At 57.9% G+C, this 17346-nt stretch carries 15 protein-coding genes; 3 read left to right on the forward strand and 12 right to left on the reverse strand.

Translation table 11 applies throughout. From position 1 onward, the window contains the following. Positions 1–29 precede the first annotated feature (29 nt). The 6 genes from GFN93_RS13295 to GFN93_RS13320 form a co-directional block, all read right to left on the reverse strand. Positions 30–647, reverse strand: coding sequence for a DUF1287 domain-containing protein (locus GFN93_RS13295; protein ID WP_235901840.1), 618 nt, complete (start codon positions 645–647; stop codon positions 30–32). 25 nt (positions 648–672) lie between these two features. Then, positions 673–1284 (reverse strand): DUF2442 domain-containing protein, encoded by a 612-nt coding sequence (locus GFN93_RS13300; RefSeq protein ID WP_153501522.1) that lies wholly within the window; start codon positions 1282–1284, stop codon positions 673–675. A 15-nt stretch (positions 1285–1299) separates the two neighbouring features. After that, positions 1300–1692: an MAPEG family protein gene (locus GFN93_RS13305; protein ID WP_153501523.1), complete on the reverse strand. Its 393-nt coding sequence runs from the start codon at positions 1690–1692 to the stop codon at positions 1300–1302. Between the two features lie 25 nt (positions 1693–1717). Continuing rightward, complete coding sequence (locus GFN93_RS13310; protein WP_153501524.1) at positions 1718–2263, reverse strand: hypothetical protein; 546 nt, start codon at positions 2261–2263, stop codon at positions 1718–1720. 16 nt (positions 2264–2279) lie between these two features. Further along, positions 2280–3806, reverse strand: coding sequence for a bifunctional GNAT family N-acetyltransferase/carbon-nitrogen hydrolase family protein (locus tag GFN93_RS13315; RefSeq protein ID WP_153501525.1), 1527 nt, complete (start codon positions 3804–3806; stop codon positions 2280–2282). Between the two features lie 156 nt (positions 3807–3962). Beyond that, positions 3963–4337, reverse strand: a complete 375-nt coding sequence (locus GFN93_RS13320; RefSeq protein WP_153501526.1) for an NUDIX hydrolase — start codon at positions 4335–4337, stop codon at positions 3963–3965. Between the two features lie 27 nt (positions 4338–4364). On the opposite strand from GFN93_RS13320, the gene cobB reads away from it, so the two are divergent. Further along, positions 4365–5075, forward strand: coding sequence for a Sir2 family NAD+-dependent deacetylase (cobB, locus tag GFN93_RS13325; RefSeq protein ID WP_153501527.1), 711 nt, complete (start codon positions 4365–4367; stop codon positions 5073–5075). Between the two features lie 277 nt (positions 5076–5352). After that, on the forward strand, positions 5353–6426 hold the full coding sequence (locus tag GFN93_RS13330; protein WP_153501528.1) for a 3-deoxy-7-phosphoheptulonate synthase: 1074 nt from the start codon (positions 5353–5355) through the stop codon (positions 6424–6426). A gap of 356 nt (positions 6427–6782) precedes the next feature. Here GFN93_RS13330 and GFN93_RS13335 read toward each other — a convergent pair whose 3' ends face one another. Both GFN93_RS13335 and GFN93_RS13340 read right to left on the reverse strand, forming a co-directional pair. Further along, positions 6783–9695 carry a hypothetical protein gene (locus GFN93_RS13335; RefSeq protein ID WP_194285802.1) on the reverse strand — a complete coding sequence of 971 codons (2913 nt, stop codon included), beginning with the start codon at positions 9693–9695 and terminating at the stop codon, positions 6783–6785. A gap of 335 nt (positions 9696–10030) precedes the next feature. After that, positions 10031–11032: an alpha/beta hydrolase gene (locus GFN93_RS13340; protein ID WP_153501529.1), complete on the reverse strand. Its 1002-nt coding sequence runs from the start codon at positions 11030–11032 to the stop codon at positions 10031–10033. Between the two features lie 107 nt (positions 11033–11139). Between GFN93_RS13340 and GFN93_RS13345 the strand changes: the two genes are divergently transcribed. Next, positions 11140–11967: an ion transporter gene (locus GFN93_RS13345; protein ID WP_153501530.1), complete on the forward strand. Its 828-nt coding sequence runs from the start codon at positions 11140–11142 to the stop codon at positions 11965–11967. A gap of 265 nt (positions 11968–12232) precedes the next feature. On the opposite strand, the gene GFN93_RS13350 is transcribed toward GFN93_RS13345, so the two are convergent. The 4 genes from GFN93_RS13350 to nirD are packed head-to-tail and all read right to left on the reverse strand — an operon-like array spanning position 12233 to position 17345. Beyond that, positions 12233–13075 (reverse strand): peroxiredoxin family protein, encoded by an 843-nt coding sequence (locus GFN93_RS13350; RefSeq protein WP_153501531.1) that lies wholly within the window; start codon positions 13073–13075, stop codon positions 12233–12235. 55 nt (positions 13076–13130) lie between these two features. Continuing rightward, a complete protein-coding gene (locus GFN93_RS13355) occupies positions 13131–15746 on the reverse strand; it encodes a nitrate reductase (RefSeq protein WP_153501532.1) in 2616 nt (871 codons plus the stop codon). Then, entirely contained in the window at positions 15743–16975 is a 1233-nt protein-coding gene (locus GFN93_RS13360; protein WP_153501533.1) for an NAD(P)/FAD-dependent oxidoreductase, read from the reverse strand. The genes GFN93_RS13355 and GFN93_RS13360 overlap by 4 nt, the downstream gene beginning before the upstream one ends. 19 nt (positions 16976–16994) lie before the next feature. After that, the gene (nirD, locus tag GFN93_RS13365; protein ID WP_153501534.1) at positions 16995–17345 is read right to left on the reverse strand and encodes a nitrite reductase small subunit NirD; all 351 of its coding nucleotides are present in this window, start codon (positions 17343–17345) and stop codon (positions 16995–16997) included. Position 17346 lies beyond the last annotated feature (1 nt).

Here is a 17346-nt window from a genome sequence, read left to right on the forward strand (position 1 = left end):
GCTGGTTGGCAGTCAATGCCGATGTGCTCCTAGCGGAGCGGTCCTGCCTCCGCGGCATAACGATAGTGGCCGGTGATCCGGTAATCGAACAGCATGTCCTCATGGCGAGGCCCCGCCCCAATGTTATGAACGATGCCCGGATTGCCACTCCTGGCAAACACGGTATCCCTCACAATACCGATATGCGGCAGGTTGCCGGGCAACATCCAGGTCACCAGGTCCCCCGGTTGGTAGTCTGCGGGGGCATCCGAAACGGGCAACGACTCGCCGTGACGAGTAAAGAAGGTCTGCAGATTGGGTACCCGGCGATGATCGATATTGCGGTCGGTGCGGGTCAGCCCCCAGATGCGTTGGGAAGGATAGGCTTCAAAATGGGCAGCCATGTCCTCGTGCACACGCACTTGCAGGTCGATACCCAGAGCACGATAGGATCGGATCACCACATCCGTACAGACCCCGATGTTCGCCGGCACATCGCCGTTGGGGTAGGCCAGCCGGTAATAGGCGCCGTTGTAAGTCACGTTGTGCTGAGTACGCTCCATGGCAGCGGCGACCAGCTGGCTGTCGAAGCTGTCTGCCCGGCAGCTCGCACTGGCCAGCAACAGCACGACCATACCGAAACCCGCTCCAGCCCATCCCTTGATCATGCTTCTGGCTCTCCTTGCCGTCCGGTCAGGCCGTTAGCGATGCCCCGTATCGTTCCAGAATGCACGCCTTGCGTTGCGCATCGCTGACATTCGCTTCCAGTAGCGCCACCATCCAGTCACACCCGGCCAGGACACAGTGCCCGCGCCAGTCACTGAAACTGTCCAGATTCTCCACCGCCAGCGCCACGGAACCGCCCCGCTCCGCGAAACCACCCCCAATACTTTCTCCGAGCACAACCCAGTTGTCCTCACAGAAAGGGCGTATCCCGACAAAATAGACATGATGACGCGCATCCTGCTCGGTGGGGGCCTGGTTGGTCATGGCTACATTGAGCAAACTCATGGAAAGCTCATCGAGCGTGATGGGAGAAGACCACTCCTGCAGCGTCGGGATATCCAGTGACGCATGCTGTGCCCAGACATTCTGCCCACCCCACATCAGGGTCTGGTCGACAGCTTGCCATTGCAGGCCTGAAGGTGACACCTCGCAGGTACGCAGTTTGGAGGGAAAGGCCAGAAACCACAGCGGAGTGTCTGTCACCCGGGCATGGGGAAACTGACGCAGGCTGCCATCATCGAATTCGATAATCAGCTTGAACTGCTCCAGCGGCACCACCCGCTTGATACTCTGTGCCATGCGGCTCATCTGCCCCTATTGGGTCAGTGCCAGAATCGCGATGTAAAGACAACAGAACATCCCGACCACAAACACCCCGGAACGCCACCAGGCCAGATTGGCGATATAAAGGATCGGGTGCAGAACCCGCGCCGCCAGATACAGTAGCGCCACCCCATCCAGCCGATTCAGATCCAACCCGGAGGCATAGGCGATAAAGCACACCATGGTAAAAACAATCAGCGCCTCCCAGGCATTCGCCTGCGCCGCCTGCGTTCTCGCACCCGCTCCTTCCAGCGCAGCCTGCTGCTGGCGAGGATGGTGATTATCGAAACGCTTGAATTGCTTGATGCGAAAATAGACGCCAGCCCAGGCGAGGAAGATGGGCAGGAAGGAGATGGCGAAGAGCACATAGAGGATGATGGGCATCGGAGCTTCAAGTTACTCATGAAAGTTATGGATTGATTGCAATCACTTCATCACCATAGATTGATTCATACCTTACTTCGAACAAAACATTACTTTCCAAATTTTGAAACAGAGCCTTTATGAGATAATTCTTATTTGGTTCATTCAAGGTAAGATGAACAAGATCTATGGCTTTTCCTGCTGGCAGAGAATAGCTATCCGCTAATTTAATCTGATTTAAAGAGACAATATCAAAAACATCGCCCCTAAAGTCGATTAGAAAATTTTCTAGATCACCGAATGGTGATCTATTTTTATTATCTCCTTTTTTTATCAGGGTAATACACTTAATTACCGCTGGTCCCACCCCGTTATTTTCTAAACGAACAGTTAAGGATCTATCTTCATGGTGAGTCCATAAATGCACTAGCGGCTTAACACTAAGTTTATTGTGCTCTCTCTGGTCACGCCGACTTTTTACAACTGAGTCACCGACCCAAATTGCAACGACAATGGAGGATAATGCCGCCATCAAATCAGCCGCATGAAAAATTGCGCCACCTAATTCAGACATATTATCCCCAATATTCACTTACTGTTCTTATTGATCATTTTTTCCACTCCACCCGATACAAATCATCCCGACGATCCCGCAGATTGGTAACTGACCCTTCCCGATGCAACAACTTCAGCTTCTCCAGATCCACATCGGCAAACATCAACATTTCGGTATTGGGCACCGACTCACTGATGATGGCATCGTGGGGAAAGTAGAAGTCACTGGGTGAAAATACCGAAGACTGGGCGTACTGGATGTCGACGGCATCCACTCGCGGCAAGTTGCCCACGGAACCGGCGATGGCCACGTAGCATTCGTTTTCGATTGCACGGGCCTGGGCGCAGTGACGTACGCGCAGGTAGCCATTCTTGGTATCGGTCCAGAACGGGACGAACAGGATGTCCATTTTTTCTTCGGCCAGCAGGCGGCCCAGTTCCGGGAACTCCACGTCATAACAGATCAGGATGCCCACACGACCTGCGTCGGTATCAAACACCTGCACCTTGTTGCCGCCCTGAATCACCCAGTCACGGCGTTCGTGGGGAGTGATGTGGATCTTGTACTGGGATTCGACCGAGCCATCGCGGCGCATCAGATAGGCTACGTTGTAGACCTTGTCATCTTCAATCACCGGCATGGAGCCACCAACGATATTGATGTTGTAGCTCACTGCCATGTCCGCCAGGGCATCGCGGACTTCGTCGGTAAAGCTGGCCAGGAAGCGTACCGCTTCCACGGAGTTCAGTTCCGGGCGCAAGCCCATGAGCGGCGCGCTGAAAAACTCCGGCAGTACAGCAAAATCCGCACGGTAATCGGACAGCGCATCAATGAAGAATTCCACCTGGTTGAGCAGATCCTGCACATCACGGGCGGCGCGCATACGCCGCTGGACCACACCCACACGGACCACAGTCCGGCGTGGCCACTCGGCATCGTCGTCTTCCGGTTCATAGAGAATATTGTCCCACTCCAGCAATGTGGCGTAACCATGGGAATCTTCATCTTCCGGGAGGTAGGCTTTCATCAGGCGCTTAACGTCGAAACCGTTGGCCAGCTGGAAAGACAGGATCGGATCATAAATGGCGCGGGCTTCTACCTGTTCGATGTACTCAGTAACTTCCATCTGGTCTGCGTAGTTGGTGTACCCCGGCAGACGACCACCGGCGAGGATGGCGCGCAGATTTTCTTCCCGGCACAGTTCCTTGCGGGCTTCGTAGAGACGACGACCAAGACGGTAACCGCGGTATTCCTTGTCCACGAACACATCAAGCCCGTACAGCGCATCCCCGCTCTTGTTATGGGAGCGCACCTTGTCATCGGTGATCAGATCTTCATAGCGATGCGGATTGGAGAACCGGTCGTACTTCACCTTGATGGTGAGTGCCGTGGCCACCAGCTCGCCGTTGTCCTCGATAACCAGCTGCCCTTCCGGAAAAATGCGGATCAGGGTGCGAATGGTGTCTTCCGGCCAGGCGCCGCCAATATCGTGGTAGACCTGATCCATGAGCTTGGCCAGGGCTGGATAATCGTCTTCAGTGAGGGTTCTCAGACGCAGGCGGGTGGTTTCTTCAGCCATACTAAAACTCCGTTTTACGCTGCACGCATCACACGACACGCAACAACGCGATAAAGGTCTGCGATTCTCTTCAATGCCGCGCCCGCGCCTCAAGGCTTCGGGTTTACGACGGTGTTGGTTTTGCCTGTTGCGTGCAGCGTGCTGCCTGAGGCTGCTCTACGCATTCAACGGCGGAAACGGGATCAGCCAGCTCATGTGCCGATTCTGCAATGCATCCGGCCCGCAGGGATAGAGGGCCACCCCATCCGGGCGAATAAAGATGACCCCGCCCTCGTTCAGGCCCACATAGCCGGACTGATGTTCACGCACATAGCCACATTCCTCCCCCCACTGCGGCTGCAGTGGCGCTGGAATGCTTTCGTAGCCGATGACACCATTAGCCAGGGGATCGTCGATGGCGATACGGTCACGGTACAGGCCGACCGCGTCTTCCCCCACCAGCAATACCATACCCTGATGAAAATGCAGCAGGGTGACATTGCCACGTCCGTTGAGCGTCAGGTTTTCCTGGTTTTCGATGATGGTATCCATGGAATAAGCGTTTCCGAGAGCAAATAAATGGCTGAAAACATTGTAATACTTACCGGCGCGGGAATCTCGGCGGAATCCGGGATCAAGACTTTCCGGGCCTCTGACGGGTTATGGGAAAACCACCGGGTGGAAGACGTGGCGACCCCGGAAGCCTTCTTTCGAAACCCGTTGCTGGTGCAGAATTTTTACAACCAGCGCCGGGCCCAGCTGCTGACGCCGGAGATTCAGCCCAATGCGGCCCATCAGGCGCTGGCCAGGCTGGAAGCAGCCTACCCCAATGGCAGTGTGCTGGTGGTGACCCAGAACATTGATGACCTGCATGAACGGGCAGGCAGCCAGAACCTGATCCACATGCACGGTGAAATCCTCAAAGGCCGCTGCCAGTCCAGTGGCGGTCTGGTGGCCATCGACCATGACTTGAGCCCGGCCATGCCCTGCCCGCTCTGTGGCAAGAAGGGGTGCCTGCGCCCCCATGTGGTGTGGTTCGGCGAAATGCCACTGCAAATGGAGACCATATATCAAGCCCTGGCCCGTTGCGATCGCTTCATCAGCATTGGTACCAGCGGCAACGTTTACCCCGCTGCCGGGTTTGTGGAGGAAGCCAATCGCCATGGCGCGCACTCCATCGAACTGAACCTGGAGCCCTCCCAGCGCCTCACTGCCTTTGCCAAGCACCGTCATGGCCTGGCCACCGAGCTGGTGCCAGCTTATGTGGAGGAGCTGATTGCCCTGCTGTAACGGTAAAGCCTGCCCCTGTGAGAGAGGCAACTTGTTGGCCGAACGCCTTTTTGGATTGCGCGGAGGGTGATTCAGGCCCGATTCGGCCAACAAGTGGGCTCTGCTGAAAAAACACCGGCCCATCACCGTTACCTATCCCACCAACAGCCCCGCCTGTATTTCTCTGACGGCCCGTTTCCGCTAGACTCCTGAACCTCTATATATAGGAGTGCCCGCTTTTGCAGCCCGTCACAGAATGGGTCGGGGACTCCCGCAACGACAGGTAGTCAGGAACATCATGACCGATAAACAGGTAGACGATCTCAATATCGCTTCCCAGGAACTGCTGATCACCCCGAACGCACTGAAGGAAGAGCTGCCGCTTTCCGAGAATGCGCGCAAGACCGTGATCGAAGGGCGCGAGACCATTCGTAACATCCTCGACCGCAAGGACCACCGTCTGTTCGTGGTGATTGGCCCCTGCTCTATCCATGACACCAAGGCGGCCATGGACTATGCCCAGAAGCTGAAAGCGCTGGCCGAGGAAGTGAAAGACACCATCTACCTGGTGCTGCGTGTCTATTTCGAGAAGCCGCGAACCACCACCGGCTGGAAGGGGCTGATCAACGACCCCTACATGAACGACTCCTTCAAGGTACAGGATGGTCTGCACATTGCCCGCCAGCTGCTGCTGGATGTAGCTGAACTGGGCCTGCCGGCCGCCACTGAGGCGCTGGACCCCACCACCCCCCAGTACCTGCAGGATCTGATTTCCTGGAACGCCATTGGCGCCCGTACCACCGAAAGCCAGACCCACCGCGAGATGTCCTCCGGTCTGTCCAGCCCCGTGGGTTTCAAGAACGGCACCGATGGCAGCCTCGACGTGGCCGTGAACGCCATGCTGAGTGTCCAGTCTCCGCACCGTTTCCTGGGTATCGATCCGGAAGGCCGCGTGGCGCTGACCACCACCAAGGGCAACCAATACGGTCACGTGGTACTGCGTGGTGGCGGCGGCAAGCCGAACTACGATTCCGTGTCTGTGGCGCTGGCCGAGAAAGCACTGGAGAAAGCCGGTGTCTCCACCAACATCATGGTGGACTGCTCCCACGCCAACTCCAACAAGGATCCTGGCCTGCAGCCGCTGGTGATGGAGAACATTGCCAACCAGATTCTGGAAGGTAACCAGTCCATTGTTGGCCTGATGGTGGAATCCCATCTCAAGTTCGGCAACCAGAAGATACCGGCCAATCTGGACGATCTGGAATACGGCGTGTCCATCACTGATGGCTGCATCGCGTGGGATACCACCGAACAAGCCATCCGCAGCATGGCCGACAAGCTGCGAGACGTACTGCCCAAGCGCAACGCCTGAGTCGCGCAGCGCAGTAGGAAAAGCCGCCTTTAGGGCGGCTTTTTTGTGGGTAGTTGGTTGGCGAGTTTCGAGTTTCGAGTTTCGAGTTTCGAGTTTCGAGTTTCGAAGAGCAAAACCGGGTTGTCCGCTTTTCGCAACTCGCAACTCGTAACTCGCTCCTCGCTTCTACCCCTTACCTCGGTGTGACCCGGATCGCTTGCAGACATCCCCTGAAGGGTACAGAGAGCTCCCACGGCAAAGGTTTGCGCAGTTGGTGTTTGCGTGGAGCATGTTGCGTGAGGCGTGATGCAGCCGCGGAGCGGCAACAAAAAAGCCCGGCATCAGCCGGGCTTCTTTGTTTCTGGTTAGGCCGCTTTTTACAGCAGTCCGCCCAGCAGAGAGTCAAACAGATCGGTGAGCGGGTTGCTGTCACCATCCGTAGAACTCAGTTCTTCCAGCAAACAGCCGAGACCCAGAGTCAGGGAAATATCACCCTCGTCACTGGCACCGCTGAGCAGTGAACATTCCGGGGACAATGGAATGTCCAGGAACTCGACGGCTTCAAGCGATTCGATGAAACACGCTGTCGGCTCCACCAAACCAGTAGCAGAGGTCTCGGGACACACCTGCTCGGTCAGCGGGTTCGGCTCGCTCAGCGGACCAAGCAGCTCTTCCAGCGCGCCAAGGTTGGCGCCGGCTTCCATCAGACAGTCTGACGGGGTGTTCGGGCCCAGCTCGGCTCCCGCAGTGACCGGGCAGAACTGTTCCATCACCGGCGCCAGCGGGTTCTCACCGCCACCGCCGCCACCACCCGCGATCGCTTCTTCGAAGCAAGTGGCCGGATCGACGGAACCATCAGCCGATTCCATCGGGCAGAACGCCTCGGTCAGCGGGTTGCTGCCACCCAGCACATCTTCGATGTTACCGAAGGTGCTACCGGCTTCAGCCAGACAGTCAATCGGGGTAGTCGGGCCCACTTCCATTTCGGTAGTGGCAGGACAGAACTGCTCCAGCACCGGCGCCAGCGGATTCTCGCCGCCGCCCGGGGTACCGCCACCCGTCGCTTCCATGAAGCATGCGGCAGGATCAATCGGGCTGCTCTGGGCCGCTTCCGGACACAGGGCCTCGGTCAGCGGGTTTGCGCCACCAATCAGCTCTTCCACGTCACCGAACGCAGCGCCGGCTTCAGTAAGGCAGTCAATGGGGGTAGTTGGCCCCAGGTCCGCCATGGCCGTTTCCGGGCAGAACTGGGCCATGACCGGCGCCAGCGGGTTTTCGCCACCACCACCGGAGCCACCTGCCGCTTCTTCAAAACAGGCAGCCGGATCGATGGGAGACGTCTGGGCCGCGGTCGGGCACAGGTTTTCGGTCAGCGGGTTCGGGCCGAGCAGCAGATCCTGCACGTCCTGGAAGTTGCTGCCCGCTTCGGCAAGACAATCTACCGGCGTGGTCGGGCCCACTTCACCTGCTGCGGTTTCGGGACAGAATTGATCCAGCACCGGTTGCAGCGGGTTATCGCCACCACCGGGAGCACCACCAGAAAGCGCTTCTTCGAAGCACACTGCCGGATCAACTTCACCATCAGCCGACTCTTCAGGACAGAACTGCTCGGTAAGCGGGTTAGCGCCACCAATGAGATCCTGGACATCGCCGAAGGCTTCACCGGCTTCGGTCAGACAATCGATAGGCGTGGTTGGACCCACTGCCGCACCAGCGGTATTCGGGCAGAATTGCTCCAGTACCGGGGCCAGCGGATTTTCGCCACCACCACCTGAGCCTCCTGCGGCTTCTTCAAAGCAGGCAGCCGGATCAATGGGTGACGTCTGGGCCGCAGTCGGGCACAGGTTTTCGGTCAGCGGGTTCGGGCCGAGCAGCAGATCCTGCACGTCCTGGAAGTTGCTACCTGCTTCAGTCAGGCAGTCGATGGCGGTGGTTTCACTCAGACCATCCAGCGCAGTCTCTGGACAGAACTGCTCCATCACCGGCGCCAGCGGGTTCTCACCGCCACCCGGAGCACCACCCGCAGTGGCTTCCATGAAGCACGCGGCGGGATCAATCGGGCTGTTCTGGGCCGCTTCCGGACACAGGGCTTCGGTCAGCGGGTTAGCGCCACCGATCAGCTCTTCCACATCACCAAAGGCAGAACCGGCTTCGGTCAGACAATCAATCGGTGTGGTCGGGCCCAAATCAGCCGCCGCAGTTTCAGGGCAGAACTGTTCCATGACCGGAGCCAGCGGATTACCACCACCTCCACCGCCCGGCAAACCACCGCCCGCCGCTTCCATGAAGCAGCCAGCCGGATCAATCGGGCTGGTCTGTGCCGCTTCCGGACACAGGTTCTCGGTCAGCGGGTTCGGGCCGGTCAACAGGTCCTGAACCTCCTGGAAGTTACCGCCCGCCTCTGACAGGCAAACAATGGCCGTGCTCTCACTCAACGGTGCCGCAGCCGTTTCCGGGCAGAACTGTTCCATCAACGGGGCAAAGGGGTTGCTGCCATCACCACCATCTCCGCCGTCACCGGGGAAACCGCCTGCGCCCATGGTGGCCTCGGCAAAACAGTCATCCGGGTCATAGCGGCCGCTGGCAGACTCCATGGGGCACAGCTGTTCGGTCAGCGGGTTGGTTGCCGTGATCATGTCCACGATGGTCATGTAAACGCGGCTGGCTTCATCCAGACAGGCTGTGGGCGCGTCAGCATCGGGGGTGCTGGATCCCGTTTGCGGACAGAGTTGTTCGGCAATGGGATCGCCGGTTTCTCCACCGTCGCCACCACCTGGCAGATTGCCGCTGGCGGCAGCTTCAGCGAAACAGTTTGCCGGATCGACCACGCCGTCTGCGGACTCTTCCGGACAGATGGCATCGGTAATCGGGTTAGCACCGCCGATCAGGTTGCCGAAGTCACCAAAGTTACCCGCGGCCTCCTGCAAACAGGCCGCCGGGAAGCTGGCCATATCGTCGATCGACTGGACAGTTTCAGGACAGAATTGCTGAACGATTGGTTCCAGAGACAGTTGCTCACCGCCGTCTTCCTCAGCCCCTTCCTCGCCTTCTTCGAGACAAGCTTCCGGGCTGATATTACCGAACTCGTCAGGTGCCGCGCTGGTCAGCGGGCAAAGAGCATCGGTGAGCGGATTTTGTTGATCGATAATCGCTGCGATCTCAGGCGGCAGCGCGCGAGCGGTTGGACCGCTGGCTTCTGCTGCGGGAGAGCTGCTGCCCCCTCCGCCACAGGCTGTCAGCAATGCCGCGAGGGCGCTGGTGCCGACCATGAGTTTGAATTGATTGGCCAAGATGAACCCCTCCATCGTGCTTTGTCGTTATGTCTTCCGTGGTATTACGGGAAAGTGCATGTCGGACTATGAGAGGGATGTGCAATCTACTGTAGAGCAAGGAGGTTGACGCTCTGTAACTTCGCGTAGCCAGCGTAAACGGTTAGTGTCCAAACAGACGCGAAAACTACACACTGCAAAAAAGCGTAAGTTAGGGTGGCCAGGGGTGCCTTGAGGGAAAGCTGTGAGGGGGCTCTGTGTTGTGCCGGAAGCTACCCGGCGGAACGCCAAGGGCCATCCTTCAAGCTAAAACAGTACTTGGAACAAGACGGGCGGATCTCAATTATGTATTCCCGTCACTGGCGCCCTCGCACTACCCTGGCGTGGGCACGTACATGGCTATCATCGTCGCGCTGACTGAGGTGATCATGCACAAAGGCGCCAATCTCCTGCAGGGCTCGTCCTGCCTCAGGAATCCATGATGCCAACGCATGGAACACATGGGGCATGTTCTCCCACACCTGCAGTTCACAGGGTACCCCGGCTTTCTCCGCCTGCTCTGCCACGCGCTCGGCATCGCTGAGCAAGACTTCGGTGCTGCCGACCTGAACCAGTATCGGAGGCAAGCCTGTGTAGTCCGCATATACCGGAGAGATCAATGGTGATGCGGGATCATGCTCACGGCTGTAGGAACCAGAGACAAACCGCAGGGCATCCATGGGAATAAGGGGGTCGTGATTGGCGTTGCTGACAATACTCTCTCCCGTGCAGGTGAGATCCGCCCAGGGGCTGATCAAGACTGCACAGGACGGCAGCGGCAAGCCAAGATCACGCAGGCGCAGCATGGTCACCAGCGTAAGGTTACCGCCCGCGGAATCGCCGGCAAACACGATATGGTCGGGGTCGTAACCCAGCTCCAGCAATGCCTTGTAGGCACGGACCGCATCATCAATGGGGGCAGGATAAGCCCAATCCGGCGGCTGCCGATAATCCAGCGCAAGGACTTTGGCCTTGCAGTGCTGACTCATGCGCCAGGTTACTGCCCGGTGAGAACGGGGGGAACCAAAAAAGTAGGCGCCGCCGTGGAAGTACAGCACCACCCGGTTTGAACGCACCCCACGCCCGGCAATCAGCCATTCACCGGGCACCCCTCCCACCAGCGCGGGGGAAATATGCACATCCGAGTGCACCGGTAGCGCCAGCGTGACCGTATCAAAACCCAGCTGGGAAAACTTCATGAAGCGGCGACTGAAACGGAGACGATTCACCACCGGCTTGACCAGGGTTTTCATGGCCGTAATCACCACCTTGCCTTGCCAGCTGGTGCCAGGAAACACCGTATTGTTGTTTTTGTTCATGTTCGAATGCGCTCAAGATTCCTGTTATTCAGACTAAGTGGTCATCCGATTCGTAACAAGCCACAATACGCTCAGCTTTGTTGATGATAAGAGAACCAGGACGGGATATGGAAAGTCTGAGGCAGCGATGGCGTCATATTATTTTCGGCACAGACACTCCGGCCGGACAGTTGTTCGATGTCATCCTGATCGTGGCGATCCTGGGAAGTGTGGTTGCCGTCATGCTGGACAGTGTTGCCAGCCTGCATGGTGACTATGGAACCTGGCTGTACGCTGCAGAGTGGTTCTTCACCCTCCTGTTCACTCTGGAATATGCGGTACGCCTATGGGTCAGTGAGCGACCGTTACGTTATGCCCGTAGCTTCTACGGCGTCGTAGACCTGTTAGCCATCATTCCCACGTATTTGAGTCTTGTGCTTGCGGGCTCAAACTACCTGCTGACCATTCGTGCCCTGCGGGTATTACGAGTGTTCCGGGTAATGAAGCTGGTGAAGTTCATGGGCGAGGCCAACCAGCTGGGCCTGGCGCTGGTACGCACCCGCCGCAAGATCGCCATCTTCATGTTCTCGGTGTTTGTGGTGATCATCATTTTCGGCAGCGTCATGTATGTGGTGGAAGGCCCGGAAAACGGCTTCACCAGTATTCCACGCAGTATCTATTGGGCCATCGTGACCATCACCACGGTGGGCTATGGCGACATTTCCCCGCAAACCCCGCTCGGCCAGTTGATCGCATCGTTGGCCATGATTACCGGCTACGCCATCATTGCTGTCCCCACCGGCATCGTTACCGCCGAAATCTCTGCGGCGCGCACCAGCATGCAGTACGAGCGTGAATGCACCGAGTGCCATTGGCATTCCCATGATCCGGATGCGCGGTTCTGCAAGCAGTGTGGTAGCAAGTTGCCAAGGTTGTCATTGAAGGGGAAGGATTAGCGGATCAGTTGAAAGCTGAAAAGTGCGGGGCTCGGGCCGCCGTGCCAATGGGCTGGTGCAATGCCACCTTACTGGCTGTTTAGAAGATAGTTTCCAGAAGGCATGGGAGGTTCAGCTTGCTCAACGAATACAGTCCCGGGTTCTTCGTTTGACAAGCTGAACCTCCCACAAAAACCAGAATCAAACCGGGCAAGGCGGAGCGAAGAGCTCAACGCTTACACGACACACCCTCGCGCTATTTCAACTTTAAATTTTCAGCGCCTCCTCAAATCAGCCCCTTCTCCTCCAGCACCCCTATAAACACTGCAGGCTCGGGGCGGATGCGATAGTTATCGGTGAGGTGCTGGTAAACCAGCCGCCCTTCTTTATCCAGAATCAAGACGGTTGGCATGACGGTATCACTGTCGTAACCCAATGCCTCCAGCCCCGCCGGTGTGCCGCCGCTATCCACAATACCCAGTGCTGTGGCTGCTCGATTGTGGTCATCGCGAAGAAAATCGAACTGCACCGAAAACTGCCTGGCCAGGGAGGCCGTCTGTGAATGTGACTGCGGGCTGACCAACGCCACCCGCACGCCTTTTTCCTGAAGCGACTGATACTGCTCGGCAATTTCCCGAATCTGCGCCATACACAGGGGGCACCAGTTACCACGGTAAAACATCAGGATCGCCGGGGAGCCAGAGAAAATATCGGTGGTCACTTCGTTTCCTTCAAGACTGGTAAAGCGCACTGAAGGGAAAGGTTTGCCCAGTTCAGCTTTGAGCGGGCGCTCCTGGTAGCGGCTATACCAGCGGATATAAAGAAACACACCAAGAAGATTCATGACCGCCAGGCTACTCATCAACCAGCAGGCCTTACCGGCAGCAAACAGTGCCAGCACGACAACTGTACCCATCACCGTGGGCCAGAAGACCCAGGGAAGGTTGGCACTGGTTCGAGCCGTGGGTGAAAGAAAAAGCCGCCCCAGGAAAATGAGAAAAGGCAGCGCGGGAATGAGCAGCGTCACGGCAAAAGGATTACTGGTTGCGGCCAGCCAGGACGCCACAACGACCGTGATCACCGCCAGGGTGATCTGTGCTGAAATAAACAGAGACTTGAGACTTTTCATGGGAACCCCGTAATGCATTCGTTCTTGGATGCATTACGGGGAAGGCTGTTACACATCACGCCATGGTGGCAACCAGCAGCCCCTTCAGCTCCGGAATACAGGAACCACAGTTGGTTCCTGCCTTGCAGCACTGGCCAATAGCTTCCACGGAATCGGCGCCCTCTTCGACTGCCGTTTCGATGGTTTTCTGGCGAACCTGATGGCAACTGCAAATCACTGGCCCGAGATCCGGGCCAGCATCGGCGGGTTGCCCTGCCAGGATGGACAAGGGTTGCACGTCCTGTTCATCGGCAAAGCAGCTGGCCAGCCATTCCACATCGCACAGCGGCAGATTCTCGCCAATGGCCAGCCAGGCAATCAGCTTGCCATTCTGATCCAGTGCTGCGCGACGGTAATGACCGGTGGAGGGATCATTCAGCGCCAGCCACTGCGCCGCCTCCGGCATCCATTCATGAAGCTGTTGTTCGGTTAGGTCCGCATCGCCGGCCAGCCGATAGCGTTGTACCTGGCCCGCCTGCAAAAATGCATCGACGGGAACTCGGGCCCAGTACTCCACGGCGGGCGGGGTTGCCGCCGTGAACAACCAGCCATGCCAGCGGGGTTGCCAGTCGCTGACATGAACCGGCGTATGCTTGAACGCAGGCTGACCGGAATGCGGATCCAGACGTGCCGGCACCAGGGCATCCACCCTGGCCCGACGAGAAAACTGATCAGTCCAGTGCATGGGCATAAAAGCCGTACCCGGACGCTGCCCGGCATCGCTTTTTACCCGCACCAGGGCATCACCGACTTTGCTGGTCAGGCGGACAAAGCCACCATCCTTGAGTCGATAACGCTCAATATCTTTCGGATGCAGTGCTGTGAAGGGCTCACTGAGGTGAGCAAACAGGCGCCCGGCCCGGCCGGTCCGTGTCATGGTATGCCACTGATCCCGGATACGGCCGCTATTGAGGATGACCGGGAAAGCCTCACCGATCTTGTGAACCACCGGATTTTTGCACACGACAAAGCGGGCACGGCCATCCGCCGTAGCAAAGTGGCCATCCCCGAAACAGCGGGGATCGCTCTGCAAGGGCCACTGCTGCGGGGCCCAATTTTCATATTGGTCGGCGCTCAGTTCCGCCGCTGCTGTCAGGTCAAGCCGCTTGCCAAACCGGCCAGCCAGTGCGGTGAGCGCCGAGTACTCGGAAAAAATTTCATGTTCGTGCTGATAGGCAAACGCCTGCGGGTAACCCATGCGGCGCGCCACTTCCGTAATGATCCACCAATCTGCCTTTGCTTCCCCTGGTGCAGGCACGAAGGGCCGCTGGCGGGACACGCAACGCTCGGAGTTGGTCACCATGCCGGACTTTTCCCCCCAGCCCAGCGCCGGCAGGCGGATGTCTGCGCAGGCCAGGGTGTCGCCACTGGCCACGCAGTCAGAGACCACCACGGTATCGCAGGCCATTAGCGCATGGCGTACGCGATCCGCTTCAGGGAGTGAATCCACCGGGTTGGTGGCCATAATCCAGACGGCTTTAACCTTGCCGCTTTCCACCGCGTTGAACAGGTCTACGGCCGTCAGGCCATTCTGGGTGGCCAGCTTGTCGGTCTGCCAGAAATCCGCCACGGCGGCATGGTGCTCGGGGTTATCAATATCCAGATGGACAGCCAACTGGTTGGCGAGTCCGCCTACTTCCCTGCCACCCATGGCATTGGGCTGCCCCGTAATGGAGAACGGACTGGCGCCAGGCTTGCCGACCCGGCCAGTGGCCAGGTGTGCATTGATGATTGCGTTGCCTTGGTCGGAGCCATTACGCGCCTGGTTAATCCCCTGGGAAAAGACTGTGACGGTTTTGTCGCAGGTGGCAAACCAGTGATAGAAGGTGGTCAGATCTACCTTGGACACCCCCATGAAGTCGGCCAGCTCATCCCAGTTATTGCCTTGCTCCCTTGCCGTGGCAAGGGTCGCGTCAAAGCCGTTGGTATGCGCCGCAATGTATTCGTTATCGAGAGCGTTGTGATCATCCAGCCAGGTCAGCAGGCCGTTGAACAAGGGCACATCCTGCCCGGGACGAATAGCAATGTGCAGATCGGCCAAATCACAGGTGGCGGTGCGACGGGGGTCGATCACCACCACTTTCATTTCCGGGCGAGCCTCTTTGGCAGCGGCAATACGCTGGTAAACGATGGGGTGCGCCCAGGCGGTATTGGAACCGGTCAGGATGACCAGATCGGCAACTTCCAGGTCTTCATAACAGCCCGGCACCACATCCTCACCAAAAGCGCGCTTGTGGGCCACGACCGCGCTACTCATGCACAGGCGGGAATTGGTATCGATGTTGGCGCTGCCGATGTAGCCCTTCATCAATTTGTTGGCAACGTAATAATCTTCCGTCAGCAACTGACCGGACACATAGAACGCCACTGCATCAGGGCCATGTTCATCCACAATACGACGAAAACGGCTGGCCACCTCATCCAGAGCCTGGTCCCAGCTGGTTCGCTGACCGTCAATTTCCGGGTAAAGCAATCGGTCCTGATCACCCAGGGTCTCCAGCACAGAAGAACCCTTCACGCACAAGCGCCCACCATTGGCAGGGTGAACTTCGTCACCTTGCAGGGTTTTGCCATCGGTGCGGATACCGCAACCAACACCACAATATGGACAGGTGGTACAGATACTACTCATGCGGCGATTTCCTCCTCGCTGTCACCACGCTTGCCAGCTGCGTTGCAGAACGCCTCCCCCATGAGCAGGACCTCGCGCAACGACGTGATGTCGGTACGCTCCCGCCACAGGTTTTCATACCAGGCTGCATCAGTGACATCCCCATACAGCACCATACCGACAATGCGATTATCCACCACCTGCAAGCGGCGATAACTGTCCGGCAGATTGAGCTGCAGGGTTTCCCCTTCCCCTTCAAAATCCCCAAGGGACACCAGATCAATGCCGGAAATTTTGAGACGGGTAGCACTATCGGCAAACAGGTAACGACGGTGCCCAAGCTCTGCCAGATGGCTGGCACAGACCGCTGCCTGTTCATACAACGGCGCGACCAGGCCAAAGGTGCGGTTACGGTGCTCCACGCATTCGCCAATGGCGTAAATGGCAGGGTCAAACGTTTGCAAGGTATCGTCCACACGGACACCTTGGTTAACGGTTAAGCCTGCTTGATCGGCCAGTTCAGTGCGCGGAACAATCCCAACGGCCTGAACCATGTAGTCGGCTGGCAGGCGCTGACCATCGCCAAGAATCACCGCGGATATCGCTCCTTCACCGTCATCTTGCAACGACGCGGTGCGCGCCTGCATGACGAATTTCACGCCACGCTGTTCCAGGTCGGCCTGCAAACGATGGCCCGCGGTTTCGTCCAGTTGTTGATTCAGCAGATGGCCGCGACTGTGTATCAGGGTCACATCGTGCCCCTGCTTCACCAGCGCATCGGCGGCCTCCAGCCCTAAAAAGCCGCCGCCCACGACCACTACACGGGCGGCCGAGAGCGACAACAACTTGCGGACGTCATAAAGGTCACGAAAACTCATGACGCCCTGTAATTCGACACCCTCAACGGGTAGCTTGCGGGGCGCAGCCCCGGTAGCCAGCACCAGGCGGTCGTAGTCCAGCTTGTGGCCGGCGGCGGTGACCACCTGACGACGGTGGCGGCGGATAGCCACCACCGGTGAACCGGTTATGAGTCGAATATTCCGGTCCCGGTACCACTGGTGCGGGTGGGTGGTGATGGCGGTTTCATCCGTACCACCACCCAACAAGGGGGACAGCATGACCCGGTTGTAACCGGCAAAGGGCTCCTCGCCGACGACGGTGATCTGATACAGATCTGGCGCCAGGCGAGTGACCTCCTCCAGCAGACGGATGGCCGCCATGCCGTTACCGATTACCACCAGTTTCTTCATTACTGCCCTACCCTTATGGTCAGTTTGTTGCCGAGGTGGCAACTTCGATGACGTCGCCTTCCACCCGAACCGGATAGACATTCAAGGTGACGGTTTCATCTTCGAGACACTGACCGGTCTCCAGATCAAAGTGCTGCTTGTAGATCGGGGAAGCGACCACTTTGCGGCCTCCCAGTGATCCCAGCAGCCCCCTGCTCAGCACATTCGCATGGCTGAACGGGTCCATATTATCGAGTGCAAAGAAGTGGCCATCGCGGGTGCAGAATAATGCCGCCTGACCTTCTGGCAAACGCACACCTACTCCGGTACCCGGCAGCACATCGCTTACCTTGCACACGGCTTTCCATTCCACTGCCAGAGCGCTGTTCATG

Origin of the sequence: Alcanivorax sediminis (genome assembly GCF_009601165.1) — a bacterium.
Taxonomy (GTDB): Bacteria; Pseudomonadota; Gammaproteobacteria; order Pseudomonadales; family Alcanivoracaceae; genus Alcanivorax; species Alcanivorax sediminis.